A 15,311-nucleotide genomic window follows, 5' to 3' on the forward strand; every position below is an offset into this window, starting at 1 on the left:
TCTCCGTTCGGTTTTTATTGGAGTTAAATATATAATTTACAAACGGGGGTTGCTAATATTGCTTTGGAATTTAACATAATTTTACAATTAAAAATTGGTCGTATAATTCACAATACCCCTCTTTACCGGACAAGCCGAAAGCCGGCTTCTTTGTCTGACAACAACTAATGCAATATCTTGAACATCATCTCCTTCATCAGCTCACCGTTATCGGCATTGCTATCAACACCCTTTATCTTCACATCATACTCACGCAACAAGCCGATGACCTGCATGGTTTTGCCATAGTTAAAGGTACGGGCTGCCTGCTCATAATCTCTAACGAAATATGGACTGATACCTAATTCCCGGGCTATACTGTTAGGCGATTTATCAGGTGCGTAATGGTATCGCAGTACCTTGCTGAAATAGCTGTACAGGTTACCAAAAACCAAAACCAGTGGGTTAGCTTTTTGATTGGCATCAAAATAATTGATGATGCGGTTAACCTTTACTACATCCCTACGTGCAAGGGCGGTTTGCAGCTCGAACACGTTATATTCTTTACTGATACCGATATTGTCCTGTATCTCTTTCGAAGTAATTTCCTGACCAGCGCTAACGTTCAGCATCAGTTTTTCCATCTCATTGGCGATTTTTGACAAGTCGTTACCCAAATACTCACCCAGCAAAGCTGCTGCCTGAGCGCCAATGCGGTATTTCTTTTCCTTTACAAAAGCTTCTATCCATGCCGCTACCTTATAATCGGCCAAGCTTACAGACTCGAACACCAATCCGTTTTTATCAATGGCTTTATAGGTTTTCTTTCTTTTGTCGAACTTGGCGTATTTGTAACAGAAAACCAATATAGTGCTCGGCAGCGGTTTCTCCAGGTAACTTAACAAAGGGTCGATAGTTTTGCCGTCGCCGTCTTCTTTGCCCCATTTCATATCCTGCGCTTCCTTTACAAGTACTACCTGATAATCGGCCATCATAGGGTAGCGTTTGGCGGCGTTTAAAACGGTCATTATGTCGGTATCCTTACCATACACAACCGTTTGATTAAAGCCCTTCTCGGCCTCGCTTAGCAGACTGTGCTCGATATAGTTGCTCACAATATCAATAAAATATGGCTCTTCACCGTGAAGCAGGTACAATGGTTTGTACTTACGGTTCCTCAGGTCGGCTAATATTTCGTGGGCTGTCATATGAAGTCAAAAGTAAAAATTCAAAACTCAAAAGTTATCGGCATGTTCGATTTATTCCTAACATTTTGCTTATCTAAACCATATCTTATTTTGATTCTTTACTTTTGGCTTTCAACTCCTTAAAATGCTACAACCGTTAAATCTTCCTCCCCACCCTTTTAAATTGACGGAACGCGATGGGCAGCTGTTTTTATTTGATGAGATACGCAAGAAAGAAATATTATTAACGCCAGAAGAATGGGTGCGCCAGCATTTTATACAGTATTTGATAAAGGAAAAGAACTACCCCCGGTCGTTAATAAAGCTGGAAGGAGGCCTAAAGCTGAACGGGCAGCCAAAACGAACCGACATCGTACTGTTCAACAACAAAGGCGAAAAGATTTTACTGGTGGAGTGCAAAGCTCCATCCGTAAAAATAACTCAACAAGTATTCGATCAGGTAGCGCGCTACAACTGGGTGCACCGGGTTCCGTTGTTAGCTGTTACCAACGGTCTGGAACACTATTACTGTAAAATCGATTTTGATAATGAGCGCTTCGATTTTATACCTGAATTGGAGCCTTACACAAGCAATCAAGCTTCCTGAGGGGTAACCAAAGTCATCATTTTCTCTACCAACTCGTTCGGTTTAAACGGTTTCGAAACATAGTCGTTAATGCCGGCTTCATAAACACGGTCTTTGATATCAAACAAGGCAGAAGCTGTCAACGCGATAATCGGTACGTTTGCTTTGCGCGGATCGGGCATTTTGCGGATAATTTTTGATGCCTGGAAACCATCCATCACCGGCATTTGAAGGTCCATCAGGATGATATCGAAGTTCCCATACTGGAAAAGTTCGATGGCACGTTCACCATTCTCAGCTATAACCGGTGTGATGCCCCATTTAGAGAACAGCTTTTTCATCAGCATCACATTCACCGGGTTATCCTCGGCAATTAGCACCTGGATATTGGCCAAGCGGTAATCGCTGCGGTCCATATTGGTAACCAATACTCTGGCGGCCGGTTCTTCGGTAACAATCACTTCTGATGAAACAGGTAGCGTCATCAGGAAATAAAATTCTGAGCCGGCACCTACCTCGCTAACTAAACTAATATTTACCCCTTGCAATTCGAGCAGGCGTTTTACAATGGCCAAGCCCAAACCCGTGCCGCCGAACTGACGTGTAGTAGTAATGGATTCCTGTGTGAAGGGTTCAAAAATAGCATTTACCTTTTCGTCAGAAATACCAATACCTGTATCTTTTATCGAAAACCTGACCACTACTTCGTTCAATCTGTCTTGCGCACAGGTAACATTAACTTTTACGCCACCTTTAGTGGTGAATTTAATGGCATTGCTTACCAGGTTAAACAATATTTGCGATAAGCGGGTTGGATCACCAATAACGTAGCGCGATTTAAAAAAATCGTCCACATGCAGTTGAAAGTTCAATCCTTTTTCGCTGGCTTTCATCATCTGCCCGCCGCAAATGTTGTTCATCAGTTCGCTCAGGTTAAACTTGATATTTTCGAAAGCAATTTTGCCCGATTCGATTTTGTTAAAGTCGAGCACATCGTTAATAAGCGTGAGCAGGTTGCCTGCCGAAAAGCGCAATATCTCTAAATTCTCTTTCTGGTCGGGGCGCGGGCTTTCCATCATGAGCAAATTACTCATCCCGATAACGGCGTTAAGCGGTGTCCGTATCTCGTGCGACATAGTCGACAAAAAGTCGGACTGTACCTGCGATGATTTTTCGGATTTCACCATGGCCACTTCCAGCTTTTCGTTCAGTTGTTTTTCCGAATCGGCCAGGTCTTTCAGCTCTTTTATATTTTTAACAAAGGCCGCATAAAAGTGCCCCTGGATAAACATGATGAGGATGAAATTAAAAAACAACCCAACAATCATGGTATAACCATCTATTTTTTCGGGTTTTATGCTGAGTAAGGTATTGTTAAAATCGCTGTAGATGAGGTAGCCCAATACCGGCAATAAATTGGCCAGCGAGTAAATGGTACCCCATTTGGTACCCAGCATGTAAAACGTGAACAATATAATCAGGATGATTAGTTGTATAATGATGATGTTGATACTTTGAAAGGTAACGAACACGCTAAACAACTCGAAAAATGTACCAATGATGAGCAATGCATGTGATACAAAAACAAAATCGGGCTTATAGGTAAAGTATTTAAACAGGATGGCAAACGCCCCCAACAAGAAATAAGCGCTTACCAATTGTATATCATCATGTTGGGTAAAAGCATTGGGTAAAATAACCAATATACCCATCATGGCAAGCAACAAACCATAATAAACCAAACGTATCCTTGCCTGATCTATAATCGATAGATCATCGGACAGGATGTTGTTTATTGATAAGTTAAAAAAACCTACGCGGTTGCTCATTAATCAATTGATAATTAAAATTATATAGTAGCTAAAGATAGTCAAAATCCATAATTTGTCAATGCAAATATTTTGCACAGAAAAATTATGGTGACAGATAGAATTACAATTACTTTGCCAAAGCAGACAGGCTATCTTCGATGATGGCTATTTTGGTTTCGGCGTCGGCTTTTTTCTTTTGTTCGTTTTCAACAATCTCGGGTTTGGCATTTTGCACAAAACGTTCGTTTTGCAGTTTGGCGTTAACCGACTTTAAGAAACCTTGGAGGTATTCCAGTTCTGCAAGTAGCCTTTCGCGCTCGGCATCAACATCAATATTGTCAGCCAAAGCGATAAAAAACTCATCAGTACCTACCAAAAAGGCATTTGCGCCGTTTATTTTAACGCCAGTGTATTCTACAGCCTCTAAATTGGCCAGCTTGGTAATAATAGCCTCAAACAAGGGGTAATCAATACCCGAATTGGTTTTTATGGCTAGCGGCAGTTTGTCTTTGGGCGATATTTGCTTGCTGTTGCGCACGTTACGTACCTCGGTAACCAGTTGCTTTACATTTTCAACGGCTGTTAACAGCTGGGTATCAATTTCCCCAATGGCAGGCAAATTGGCAACAATGCAGCAATCTTTTTCGGCACGGGGGCCAAACAAATCATCATGCCACAGTTCTTCGGTAATAAAAGGAACAAAAGGATGCAGTACCCGAAGCAGGTTTTCAAAAAATGCCAAAGTAGCCAAATAGCTTTCTTTATCGATTTTTTGCTTCTCTACGAACGGCTGGTATGGTGGTTTTACCATCTCGAGGTACCATGAGCAATAATCGTCGAACACCAACTTGTATACCGACATCAGCGCTTCTGAAAGGCGGTACTGTTTAAACTGCCCATCAATATCAATCAATACCTGGTTAAACCGACCGCTAAACCAATCGATTGAAACTTTGTTGATGCTGCTCAGGCTTTCATCAATTTCCCAACCTTTAATGAGGTTGAACGCGTTCCATATTTTATTGACAAAGGCGCTGCCTTGTTTGCAATGGTCTTCATCAAACATCAGGTCGTTACCGGCAGGCGATGATTTCAACATACCATACCTTACACCATCGGCACCGTATTTTTCGATCAGTTCCAACGCATCCGGCGAGTTACCCAGCGATTTCGACATTTTACGCCCCAGCTTATCGCGAACGATACCGGTGAGGTACACATTTTTAAAAGGCAAAGCTCCCCTAAACTCGTGCCCCGCCATAATCATCCTCGCTACCCAGAAAAATAAGATTTCGGGCGCTGTGATGAGGTCGTTGGTGGGGTAATAGTAGTTGATATCCGCATTATCCGGGTTTTTAAAACCATCGAACACTGATATCGGCCACAGCCATGACGAGAACCAGGTATCTACAACGTCTTCTTCTTGTTTAAGATCGTTAATAGTTAATAGTTCATAGTTCATAGTATTGGCGCTTTCGGCTTTTAGCTTTAAGCTTTTAGCCTCTTCAAGTGCTTCTTCAACCGTCTTCGCAACCACATACTGTCTATTTGGTAAATACCATGCCGGTATTTGCTGTCCCCACCATAACTGGCGGCTGATGCACCAGTCTTTTACATTCTCCATCCAATACTTGTAGGTATTGGTAAACTTTTCGGGGATGAGTTTGATATCGCCGTTCAGCACATAGTCGAGCGCGGGTTTGGCCATTTCATCCATCTTACAAAACCACTGCATGGACAGCTTCGGCTCAATAACAGCGTTGGTACGTTCTGAAAAGCCAATTTGCGATTTATAGTCTTCGACTTTCTCCAAAGCGCCGGCTTCTTCTAACATCACAGCTATTTTTTTACGGGCGGCAAAGCGGTCCTCTCCGATAAGGATGACTGCCTTTTCGTTCAGCGTACCGTCATCATTCAAAATATCAATAACGGGCAGGTTATGTTTTATACCCAACTCGTAATCATTTAAATCGTGCGCCGGGGTAACTTTTAAACAGCCGGTACCAAAGTCCATGGTCACGTATTCGTCCAGTATCACCGGTATTTCCCGGTTTATCAGCGGAATCAAAACCTTCTTCCCATGTAAATGAAAATAACGCTCATCATTAGGGTTGATGCATATTGCTGCATCGGCCATGATGGTTTCGGGCCTAGTGGTTGCGATGGTCAGATGTCCTTCAACTCCAACTATTTTGTAATTAATATAATAAAGTTTTTGATTAACCTCTCTACGGATCACCTCCTCATCGCTTACGGCGGTCTTCCCCTGCGGGTCCCAGTTTACCATGCGCACGCCGCGGTATATCAGTCCTTTTTTGTACAGGTGGATAAAAGTATCAATTACGGCCTCGCTCAGGTCGGGTTCCATGGTAAAGCGGGTACGCTCCCAATCGCAGGATGCGCCGAGCTTTTTTAACTGTTCCAGTATAATTCCGCCGTATTTTTCCTTCCACTCCCAGGCGTAGCTTAAAAACTCTTCGCGGGTTAGATCTTTTTTATTGATGCCTTTTTCTTTGAGCATGGCAACCACTTTGGCTTCGGTGGCTATCGAGGCATGGTCGGTACCGGGTACCCAGCAGGCATTTTTGCCTTGCATACGGGCGCGGCGTATCAGCACATCCTGTATGGTATTGTTCAGCATATGGCCCATGTGCAGCACGCCGGTAACGTTTGGGGGCGGCATCACAATGGTATAAGGCTCGCGCTCATCGGGCACCGAACGGAAAAAACCTTGTTCCATCCAGTAACTGTACCATTTATCTTCGGCTTGTTTGGGCTGATATGTTTTAGAAATACTCATATGCCGCAAAAATAGGGATTTTTTGTGATTTCGGATTTCGGATTTTCGATTTCGAATTTGGTTTGTCGAAGATCTTGTTTACGTAGGGTTAACCAACAGCTGTCGGGTAGTTTCTTTTAAATTCAACATTGCAACGTATTTGTTACACCTAATAATTATGGCCGTTGGTATTATCAAATGACCCAAAAACTGTATTTAAAGTTATTTTTTAAGGTTTTATATCAAAAAACGCGCAAACCGTAGTTTTCACCGGGTTTATTTATTTTAGGTTATAGCTTATAACCGGTTGCAAAAACACTTTGCCATTTGTAATTTCAAGAACTCATTAACTAAAACACATGAAAATAAAGTTCACCAGTTTAATGCTGGCAGGCGCGGTTTGCTTGTCGGCCAATGTTTTTGCTGCCAATGGAGGTGGTAAAATCAAACCTAAGTCAACCAATCCCCCACCAAAAAAGTATATTGACCCAGCCAATATGGACCTGTCGGTAAAACCGGGGGATGACTTCTTTGAATATGCCAACGGTACATGGACCAAAAACAACCCTATCCCCGGCGATAAAACAAGTTGGGGAAGTTTTATCATCCTGCGCGATGAAAACAACAAAAACCTCATCAGCTTGCTGAAAGAGGTCAGTACTACCCCAGGTTTGCCTAAAGGTAGCTTAAAGCAACGTGTTGGTGATTTATTTGCCAGCGGGATGGACAGTGTTGCTATAGAAAAGGCAGGATATAATCCGATAAAAGCTGATTTGGTGCGCATCAACAAAATAGCCTCGTTACCGCAAGTAATAGACGAAATGGTATTTGAACGCGTCAATGCCCGCGGTGGTGCCTTGTTTGGCGTTGGCGTTGGCCAGGATTCAAAACATCCTACCAAAAACATTGTGGAGTTTAGGCAAGGTGGTACGACTATGCCCGACCGCGATTATTATTTGAAAGACGATGCCCGCACCTTGAAGATACAGGCCGCTTATCATAAATATATGGTTACGCTGTTTACTTTGACAGGGTCGAGTGCTGAAGAGGCAGAAAAAAACGCCAATACAGTCTACATCATAGAAAAAGCATTGGCCACCGCGCAAAAAAGCCGCATAGCCATGCGCGACCCTAATGCCAGCTACAACAAGTTTTCGGTTGCCGATTTTAGTAAGACTACCCCTAACTTAAATTGGACCGTATTGCTGCCTGCATTAAAAATGCCTGGCCAGGATACCGTGATCGTAGCTCAGCCTGCTTTCTTTAAGGTAGCCGATGCCATGTTAACATCGACACCTGTTGATGATTGGAAAGTTTACCTTAAATGGGAAATTTTAAAGGGTTCGGCAGGCTCGTTAAGTTCTGATTTTGTGAAGGCCAACTTTGCTTACAGCAGTGTATTATCGGGCCAAAAGGTGCAAACGCCACGCATCGAGCGCATGAGCAGCCAGGTTGATGGCAGCTTGGGCGAGTTATTGGGGCAATTGTATGTTGAAAAATATTTTACCCCTGCCGCTAAACAGTACATGGTAAACCTGGTAAACAACCTGAAAGCTACACTGGGCGACCGTATTAAACGTGTTGACTGGATGAGCCAGGAAACTAAAGATAAAGCGCTTAAAAAATTAGCTGCCTTTACTGTTAAAATTGGCTACCCCGACAAATGGCAAAATTACGATGGCGTAGAAATTGACCGTAACGACTATGCGGGCAACCTAAAACGCATTGCTGTTTGGCGCTACAACTACAGTGTTAGCCAATTAGGCAAACCGGTTGACAAAACCCGTTGGGGCATGACACCGCCAACCGTTAACGCATACTACAGCCCAACCGGTAACGAAATTGTTTTCCCGGCGGGTATATTGCAGTTCCCTTTCTTTGATTTTGGTGCCGATGATGCCGTTAACTATGGCGGTATTGGTGTGGTGATAGGCCACGAAATGACCCACGGTTTTGACGACCAGGGCAGCCAGTATGACGGCGACGGAACATTGCGCAACTGGTGGACAAAAGCGGATAACGATGAATTTAAAAACCGCACCCAAAAAGTGGTGGACGAATTTAACGGCTTTAACCCGGTTGACACCATGCACATTAAAGGCAAGCTGACCTTAGGTGAAAACCTTGCCGACCTTGGTGGCATTAACGTAGCCTATGAGGCTTACAAGAAAACCAAAGAAGGCCAAACCAACCCTAAGATTGATGGCTTTACCGGCGACCAGCGCTTCTTCCTGTCATTCGCGCAGGTTTGGCGGGGTACGATGCGTCCTGAGGCTTTGGCTCAGCAGTTAACTACCGACCCGCACTCGCCCGGCAAATACCGCACCGATGGCACTGTGGTTAATATTGATGCCTGGTATGATGCCTTCAATGTTAAACCCGGCGATAAGATGTACAAAGCACCTACTGACAGAATAAAGATTTGGTAAGTTTTAAAGAAGTCGGATGTCTGAAATCAGAGGTCTGATATATATCAAACAAAAGCCCGGTTATGCCGGGCTTTTTGTTTAGTTTTTTATCATTGCGAGGAACGAAGCAATCACTGAGAAAGGTGGCAAACTGTGCATGTCGGTTCCCCGTCTCAGGGATTGCCACGCTCGCGCTCGCAATGACAAAATTTAATTTTAGGTGAGGTAATAATGCCGCAAACTATTTAACTCTTCATCCAACTCATAAACCAGCGGCACACCGGTGGGTATTTCCAAAGCGGTTACTTCGGCATCGCTTAGCTTGTCGAGGTATTTCACCAATGCGCGTAAACTGTTACCGTGAGCGCTGATGATGACTTTTTTGTTATCGCGCAGCTGGGGAACAACGGCATCGTTCCAAAAAGGCAATACCCGGTTAATGGTTTCGCCCAGGTTTTCGGTGAGGGGCAGTTCGCTTTCGCTGAGGTTATGGTAGCGCGAGTCGTGGCCGGGGTAACGGTCATCGTCTTTTGTGAGGGCAGGCGGATGTTCGTTTGGGTCGCGGCGCCATTTTTGTACCTGTTCCGCACCGTATTTTTTGGCGGTCTCGTCTTTGTTCAACCCCTGCAAGGCGCCGTAAAAGCGTTCGTTCAACCGCCACGATTTTTCTTCGGGTATCCACAATCCGTTCACCTCTTCCAAAACTATATGCAGCGTTTTGATGGCACGTTTTAATACCGAGGTGAAAGCGATGTCGAAATCATAGCCATGCTGTTTAAGCAACTCCCCTGCCCTTTTGGCCTGACTGTAGCCGGCGGGGCTCAGGTCGACGTCCGTCCAGCCGGTAAAGCGGTTCTCCAAGTTCCAAACGCTCTCGCCGTGGCGAATCAAGACTAATTTTTGCATGAGTTTATTGTTGTTGGGTAAATATCTTTTTGTTGTTTTTGTTTTAAAAAACATTTACTTTTAATCGCGTCAATAACACAATTGTATTGATAACCAATTAAACCAAACCTAAAAAAAATTATGACAGACACAAAAATTGTCTCGCTTAAAGAGAACACCGCGAACCCCGCCCCGCTTGGGTTGCTTGCCTTTGGCATGACCACTGTTTTATTGAACTTAAAAAACGCAGGAATTATCGAAATGAGCCCCATGATATTGGCTATGGGCTTTTTTTACGGCGGCCTGGCACAGGTTATCGCCGGCATCATCGAAGCTAAAAAGAATAACACTTTCGGGCTTACTGCCTTTACTTCGTACGGTTTTTTCTGGCTCACGCTGGTAGGCCTGGTATTGATGCCTAAGTGGGGCTGGATGCCTGCACCGAGCGAAAAATCGATGGTGGCTTACCTGTTGATGTGGGGGATATTTACGCTATGCCTGTTTTTTGGCACTTTGAGATTGAGCCGTGCCTTACAACTGGTATTAGGTACGTTGGTTATCCTGTTCTTTTTATTAGCAGCTGAGCATGGTACAGGCAGCGAAGATATAGGCCATATTGCCGGTTATGAAGGTATTCTGTGCGGCGCGCTGGCTATTTACACCGGTGTTGCCAATGTGTTGAACGAAGTTTACGGCAAGGTTGTTTTGCCGATTGGACCGGTTTCTTGATATAAGATGGAAAACGTAAGATGGAAGATGTGGTCTTTCATCTTAAATGATATATGCCCTTGGGTTTTCTAAGGGCATTTTTTGTTTCTCCTTGCAACAAACCCGCCTAAATATCTATTTTTGCTACCCCAACACAACCACACACCTGCTATGGCAAAATGGATAGAATTGCGCGAGATAGGCGTTAACGGCGTGGCCAATACCGTGAACGTTGATGCCGAAAGAATCGAGACCTTTGGTATTTCGGTACTGGAGTATAAGTTCTCTTGGATAAGGATGGCCAGCGGCCACGAGTTTATGGTGAGCAATTTCCCGGAAGACATCAGGCGTAAAATAAAAGAAGCGACCGAGGAGGTTAAGGCAAATAAGAATGGTTGATACCGAAACATTCAGGCAGATGGCGCTGGCATTTCCGGGCGTAAACGAGGAGTCTCATTTTCATAAAACATCGTTCAGGGTAAATAAAAAGATTTTCGCTACGTTGGATGAGGCTGTAAGACTCGCGGTGGTGATGCTGACACCGGTTGACCAGGATGTTTTTTCCTCGTTCGACAGGTCGGCCATCTACCCTATTCCCAATAAATGGGGACTGAAAGGCTCAACCTATATAGCCCTTGATGAGGTTGGCGAAGAAATACTCAACGACGCCCTCGCGACAGCCTACAATAAAGTCATTTCGAAAAGTAAATCAAAATAACCCTAATGAAAACTTCCAAACTAATATTAAGTACTTTAATTTTCGTGTCCGTTATTTTCCTTACTGCCTGCGGTAACCATTCGAAAGAAAATACGGAAACCGGCACTGTAGCTAAAGATTCGTCAGCTGATTCTGCAAAAGCACAACCTGCATCGGGGCAAAAGGCTGTTGCTGCGCCCTCGGAGCCGATAAAAACACGAATGCCCAAACAAGATAAATTTGCCGACCAAAGGCTGAACGCCTTTACCATTGTGCCTAACGAATTAAACATCCAGATACCGCGCGATAAGGAGGTGGTTTATGGCATCATTATAGACCAGGAAAATGCCGGAGCGATTACCACACTGGCCTGCTACCAAAACGGCAAGACTGTATTTTACGAAAGCAATGGAGGAACTCTACAGAAAAAGGCCGACAACGATGCCATACAATTGGTATTACAAGCCAAACCCTTATTGGATAAAGCCACCAAAGCGCACGATACTTCAATACCCGCTACCGGGAGGGTAAAATTTTACCTGCTCACCAATAAGGGCATTTATGTTGCTGCCGAAGATGTGAAAAACATCAGCGCACATACCTCGCCGTGGACAAGCTTGTTTGAACAGGCCAATAAAACAATTGCCCGGTTGAAAAGCGATAAAGAATATGTAATCAGCCCGGCTGCTTAAGCTGCCGGATTATAAGGCCAAAGCCTGCTAAACCAACTGTTTTTAAATTGGGCTTGAGATGGATTAGCTGCAATTATATTAAGGTAATATTGCTTGCGCAAGGCGATGAACTGGTTATACAAAGTTTCCGGATTGGCGCTGTTAACCGCCGCCAGCGTTGCCGGACCGATTTGCCTGTCGACCGTTACACCTGCAGCTTGCTGTAAAAACTGCGCGCCGCGCCCGGTACCCATATTTACCGAAGTATCAAAAACCTGATTGGCAATTTGCTGATCGTTGATAGAACCTGTTTGGTTCACGTTCCAATAGTTTACCTGATAAAACTGCATAATTTCGGCAAGCAGATTTGCATCGGCATTTAAAGCCGCGTTCAAATTTGCAGGATGGGTGGCTTTAATGGCATCGATAGTTGCCCAGCCGCTCCAGTGCGGGTTTGCGTTGCGTGCAACACCTTTAAAAGTTTCGCCGCCTGTATCGGCAGGATTGTTGGCGTAACCGCCTTCAATCGCCATTGTAAGCTTATATGAAATATAAAAATCGGCCATGATAAATATTACTTAGGTTTGGCTAAAGATAAAGAAATTGCTAACAAAAAAAGCCACCCGTTACCGGATGGCTTTGATATTATATCTTTTTAATCTTAGTACAAGGTAAACTCAACCCTACGGTTATCCTGACGGCCGGCAGCTGTTTTATTGCTTGCTATCGGTTGTGTCATTCCGTAACCGGTTGCTTCGATGCGTGATGCATTTGCACCTTTACTTACCAAATAAGCTTTAACAGATTCGGCACGATCTTTTGATAACCTCATGTTCAATTCTGCTGAACCTGTGTTATCGGTATGGCCGGCCAGTTTCAAACTGAAGTTTTTACTGATCAGTAAGTCGGCAACTTTATCCAAACTTGGCAATGAATGCGCGCGGATGGTGGCTTTTCCTAAATCGAACTCCAGGTTCTTGATGGCTTCTTTAACTACTTTGCGGTCTTCTTCGGTGATGTAAACCTTTACATTTTCAGGTTTTACAAGCGGACAGCCTGAACCGTCAACCTTTGTACCTGCCGGTGTATTAGGACATTTGTCAAAATAATCGGGAACACCATCACCATCACTGTCTTTTGTCAAATCGTTCAATTTGGCGTTTGTGGCAGTTAAGTTAGCATTTGTTGCGTTCAGGTTATCGTTGGTACGCGCCAAATCGGCTTTCAGCCTTTCGTTTTGTTCGCGTTGTCTATCTACCTCATCCTGTAAAGTACGCGCTTTCATTAAATACTCATAACGCATTGACGATACCGGGTTATGTGTAGCCAGCTGTGGTTTCGATTTTGAACCTAAAGCAAACTCTAAACCGGCATGTGCGTAGGCGAATTTATCGTAGGTATTACCAACGGCATATCCATCAACGAAATCAGATTGCACAAAATTCATTTGGTAACCCAAATCTAAATTTACGCCCGGCGCAATATCAAATTTTAAGCCCAAACCTACCGGAATAAAGAACTCACGAAACTCAGTTGATGAAGCATTTACAGCGACTGCTGTACCTGCCGCATTATAAACCGTTGGGGTAAAATCCATATAGCCACCACCTAAAGTAGCATAAGGCTGGATGGCACCTTTTTTATGGTGCCAGTTGATATTGGCCAATGTGAAATTGCCCGACAATGCTGCCGACCAGGCTATTTGCGTGCTGAAAGAGCTGTAAGGGCTTGTTGCAATACCCGTAGGCGCGCCTGAACCGGATAGTTTACCGCCAAAATAATCAGCTTCGAGGCCGAAAGATGGTAATATCTGGTCCTTGATATAACCGCTGTAGCCTAACTCGGTACCACGGTTCCTGAAATCTTGCTTGCCGCCTATAAAGGTGAACGGCGATGTAATGCCTGCACCCAAGCCTATTGACCAGGTGCGGAAGGCCGAACCGGGCGAAAAGGGCTCAACATAATTTTTTGTCGCCGCGCTGTCGGGAGTTTGCGCGAACAATGCGCCTCCGGCCAATAGGCCTGAAAGCAATAAGATCGATTTTTTATAAGAAATTTCCATTTTATGATGTTTTTTGTCCCCATTATTTTAGCGGACGTTACACCCGGGTATTCAACATTGATGCCATGCGCTGTTGGCATCGGCATGATACGATTGAAAATGGAGCGATTTATTTTGAGCAATAAGAAGATGCAAAATGCTGTTAGGCAGGGCTAAACAAGCTATTTAGCGATAACTTTTTGTGAGATATAACGCAGAAAAATAAAAAAGTATCCGGCAGAAAGTGGCACGGCACAGATTAATAAAATAGTACTGAATAAGATACAGAATTAGCAAAAAGCCGGATATCATTGTCTGATACCCGGCTTTTATTGTATTTGATGCAGATGGAAACTCCTGCTTAAACTGATTTTTCTAACGCTTGCAGTATATCGGCAATAATATCGTTCACCTTTTCCAACCCGGTTGATACGCGTATCAGGCCGGGGGTAATACCTACGGCAAGGCGCTCCTCTTCGGTGAGTTTGCTATGCGTGGTGCTGGCCGGGTGCGAGCAGATACTACGGGTATCGCCCAGATTAGCTGTTACCGATAGCATTTCCAAAGCATTTAAAAACTTACGGCCTGCTTCTACCCCACCTTTTATCTCGAAACAAAATACACCGCCTCCGGCTTTCATTTGCTTTTTAGCGATGGCATATTGCGGATGGCTTGGTAAATACGGGTATTTTACGAAGCTTATCAATGGGTGGCTTTCCAATGTTTCGGCAACTTTGAGGGCGTTGGCGCAGTGGCGCTCCATGCGTACATCTAAGGTCTCCAAACTCTTGCTTAAAACCCAGGCATTAAATGGCGACAATGATGGCCCGGTAACGCGGCAAAACAGGTATATCTCGCGAATCAGGTCGGCGCGGCCTACCACTACACCGCCCAAAACACGGCCTTGACCGTCAATCCATTTTGTGGCAGAGTGGATAACCAGGTCGGCACCAAAATCGATGGGTTTCTGTAGTATAGGTGTGGCAAAGCAATTGTCAACATTCAATATCAGGTTATGCTTTTTTGTGAACTTACCTATCCACTCCAGGTCCAGCACTTCGATTTGCGGGTTTGTGGGTGTTTCCAGGTATACCATTTTGGTATTCGGCCGCACGGCAGCTTCCCAGGCGGCTTCATCGCCGGCAGGGACCATGGCGTAGGTGATGCCAAAATTTGGCATGTATTTTTTTACGAATGTATTGGTATTACCAAATATCGAGCTGCTTACAATGAGGTGATCGCCGTTCTTCAACAACGCCATAATGGAGCCGACCACCGCGCTCATGCCGCTGGCGGTTGAAAAACCGGCATCGGCACCTTCCAGCATCACCATTTTTGCGGTAAACTCATCAACCGTGGGGTTGCTGAAACGGCTATAGATATTGTCGCTGCTTTCTTCGGCGAAAGCTGCGCGCATGGCCTCGGCATCATCAAAACAAAAACTGCTGGTGAGGTATAAAGGGGTACTGTGTTCGCCTTGCTGTGTACGCGGTGTTTGTATGCGTATGGCCTGGCTTATAGGATCTAAATTATCGGACATTATATGGTATGCTATAATA

General features: G+C 44.4%; 13 protein-coding genes. 6 read left to right on the forward strand and 7 right to left on the reverse strand.

The window, feature by feature from the left end; all coding sequences use genetic code 11:
• Window positions 1–164: 164 nt before the first annotated feature.
• A complete protein-coding gene (gene holA / locus QZX97_RS08930) occupies window positions 165–1,187 on the reverse strand; it encodes a DNA polymerase III subunit delta (protein ID WP_295652893.1) in 1,023 nt (340 codons plus the stop codon).
• A gap of 124 nt (window positions 1,188–1,311) precedes the next feature.
• Between holA and QZX97_RS08935 the strand changes: the two genes are divergently transcribed.
• A complete protein-coding gene (locus QZX97_RS08935) occupies window positions 1,312–1,773 on the forward strand; it encodes a type I restriction enzyme HsdR N-terminal domain-containing protein (protein ID WP_295652894.1) in 462 nt (153 codons plus the stop codon).
• On the opposite strand, the gene QZX97_RS08940 is transcribed toward QZX97_RS08935, so the two are convergent.
• Window positions 1,761–3,581, reverse strand: coding sequence for a response regulator (locus QZX97_RS08940; RefSeq protein ID WP_295652898.1), 1,821 nt, complete (start codon window positions 3,579–3,581; stop codon window positions 1,761–1,763). The genes QZX97_RS08935 and QZX97_RS08940 overlap by 13 nt on opposite strands.
• A gap of 109 nt (window positions 3,582–3,690) precedes the next feature.
• Window positions 3,691–6,363 carry a valine--tRNA ligase gene (locus QZX97_RS08945; RefSeq protein WP_295652903.1) on the reverse strand — a complete coding sequence of 891 codons (2,673 nt, stop codon included), beginning with the start codon at window positions 6,361–6,363 and terminating at the stop codon, window positions 3,691–3,693.
• 338 nt (window positions 6,364–6,701) lie between these two features.
• Here QZX97_RS08945 and QZX97_RS08950 point away from each other — a divergent pair, with 338 nt between their 5' ends.
• Window positions 6,702–8,771, forward strand: a complete 2,070-nt coding sequence (locus QZX97_RS08950; protein ID WP_295652906.1) for a M13 family metallopeptidase — start codon at window positions 6,702–6,704, stop codon at window positions 8,769–8,771.
• 195 nt (window positions 8,772–8,966) lie between these two features.
• On the opposite strand, the gene gpmA is transcribed toward QZX97_RS08950, so the two are convergent.
• Window positions 8,967–9,656, reverse strand: a complete 690-nt coding sequence (gene gpmA, locus QZX97_RS08955; protein WP_295652908.1) for a 2,3-diphosphoglycerate-dependent phosphoglycerate mutase — start codon at window positions 9,654–9,656, stop codon at window positions 8,967–8,969.
• Between the two features lie 120 nt (window positions 9,657–9,776).
• On the opposite strand from gpmA, the gene QZX97_RS08960 reads away from it, so the two are divergent.
• The 4 genes from QZX97_RS08960 (at window position 9,777) to QZX97_RS08975 (ending at window position 11,732) form a co-directional block, all read left to right on the forward strand.
• Entirely contained in the window at window positions 9,777–10,364 is a 588-nt protein-coding gene (locus tag QZX97_RS08960) for an acetate uptake transporter (protein WP_295652911.1), read from the forward strand.
• A gap of 150 nt (window positions 10,365–10,514) precedes the next feature.
• The gene (locus QZX97_RS08965; protein WP_295652914.1) at window positions 10,515–10,742 is read left to right on the forward strand and encodes a hypothetical protein; all 228 of its coding nucleotides are present in this window, start codon (window positions 10,515–10,517) and stop codon (window positions 10,740–10,742) included.
• The gene (locus QZX97_RS08970; RefSeq protein WP_295652915.1) at window positions 10,735–11,061 is read left to right on the forward strand and encodes an MmcQ/YjbR family DNA-binding protein; all 327 of its coding nucleotides are present in this window, start codon (window positions 10,735–10,737) and stop codon (window positions 11,059–11,061) included. The genes QZX97_RS08965 and QZX97_RS08970 overlap by 8 nt, the downstream gene beginning before the upstream one ends.
• A gap of 5 nt (window positions 11,062–11,066) precedes the next feature.
• Window positions 11,067–11,732, forward strand: coding sequence for a hypothetical protein (locus QZX97_RS08975; RefSeq protein ID WP_295652917.1), 666 nt, complete (start codon window positions 11,067–11,069; stop codon window positions 11,730–11,732).
• Here the strand turns inward: QZX97_RS08975 and QZX97_RS08980 are convergent.
• The 3 genes from QZX97_RS08980 to QZX97_RS08990 all read right to left on the reverse strand — a co-directional run bounded on the left by QZX97_RS08980 (window position 11,729) and on the right by QZX97_RS08990 (window position 15,292).
• Window positions 11,729–12,277, reverse strand: coding sequence for a glycosyl hydrolase 108 family protein (locus QZX97_RS08980; protein ID WP_295664578.1), 549 nt, complete (start codon window positions 12,275–12,277; stop codon window positions 11,729–11,731). The genes QZX97_RS08975 and QZX97_RS08980 overlap by 4 nt on opposite strands.
• Before the next feature lie 95 nt (window positions 12,278–12,372).
• Window positions 12,373–13,773: an OmpA family protein gene (locus QZX97_RS08985; RefSeq protein WP_295652922.1), complete on the reverse strand. Its 1,401-nt coding sequence runs from the start codon at window positions 13,771–13,773 to the stop codon at window positions 12,373–12,375.
• A 340-nt stretch (window positions 13,774–14,113) separates the two neighbouring features.
• On the reverse strand, window positions 14,114–15,292 hold the full coding sequence (locus tag QZX97_RS08990; RefSeq protein ID WP_295664579.1) for an aminotransferase class I/II-fold pyridoxal phosphate-dependent enzyme: 1,179 nt from the start codon (window positions 15,290–15,292) through the stop codon (window positions 14,114–14,116).
• Window positions 15,293–15,311: the final 19 nt, after the last annotated feature.

The sequence above is a fragment of the uncultured Mucilaginibacter sp. genome, from assembly GCF_903893715.1.
In the GTDB taxonomy this organism is placed as follows: domain Bacteria; phylum Bacteroidota; class Bacteroidia; order Sphingobacteriales; family Sphingobacteriaceae; genus Mucilaginibacter.

What these genes read in the sequence shown, in the direction of transcription:
- QZX97_RS08975 (WP_295652917.1), top strand. Translation starts at nt 11,067, where the DNA reads ATGAAAACTTCCAAACTAATATTAAGTACTTTAATTTTCGTGTCCGTT.
- QZX97_RS08970 (WP_295652915.1), top strand. Translation starts at nt 10,735, where the DNA reads ATGGTTGATACCGAAACATTCAGGCAGATGGCGCTGGCATTTCCGGGC.
- QZX97_RS08945 (WP_295652903.1), bottom strand. Translation starts at nt 6,363, where the DNA reads ATGAGTATTTCTAAAACATATCAGCCCAAACAAGCCGAAGATAAATGG.
- QZX97_RS08940 (WP_295652898.1), bottom strand. Translation starts at nt 3,581, where the DNA reads ATGAGCAACCGCGTAGGTTTTTTTAACTTATCAATAAACAACATCCTG.
- QZX97_RS08935 (WP_295652894.1), top strand. Translation starts at nt 1,312, where the DNA reads ATGCTACAACCGTTAAATCTTCCTCCCCACCCTTTTAAATTGACGGAA.
- QZX97_RS08990 (WP_295664579.1), bottom strand. Translation starts at nt 15,292, where the DNA reads ATGTCCGATAATTTAGATCCTATAAGCCAGGCCATACGCATACAAACA.
- QZX97_RS08965 (WP_295652914.1), top strand. Translation starts at nt 10,515, where the DNA reads ATGGCAAAATGGATAGAATTGCGCGAGATAGGCGTTAACGGCGTGGCC.
- holA (WP_295652893.1), bottom strand. Translation starts at nt 1,187, where the DNA reads ATGACAGCCCACGAAATATTAGCCGACCTGAGGAACCGTAAGTACAAA.
- QZX97_RS08950 (WP_295652906.1), top strand. Translation starts at nt 6,702, where the DNA reads ATGAAAATAAAGTTCACCAGTTTAATGCTGGCAGGCGCGGTTTGCTTG.
- QZX97_RS08980 (WP_295664578.1), bottom strand. Translation starts at nt 12,277, where the DNA reads ATGGCCGATTTTTATATTTCATATAAGCTTACAATGGCGATTGAAGGC.
- gpmA (WP_295652908.1), bottom strand. Translation starts at nt 9,656, where the DNA reads ATGCAAAAATTAGTCTTGATTCGCCACGGCGAGAGCGTTTGGAACTTG.
- QZX97_RS08985 (WP_295652922.1), bottom strand. Translation starts at nt 13,773, where the DNA reads ATGGAAATTTCTTATAAAAAATCGATCTTATTGCTTTCAGGCCTATTG.
- QZX97_RS08960 (WP_295652911.1), top strand. Translation starts at nt 9,777, where the DNA reads ATGACAGACACAAAAATTGTCTCGCTTAAAGAGAACACCGCGAACCCC.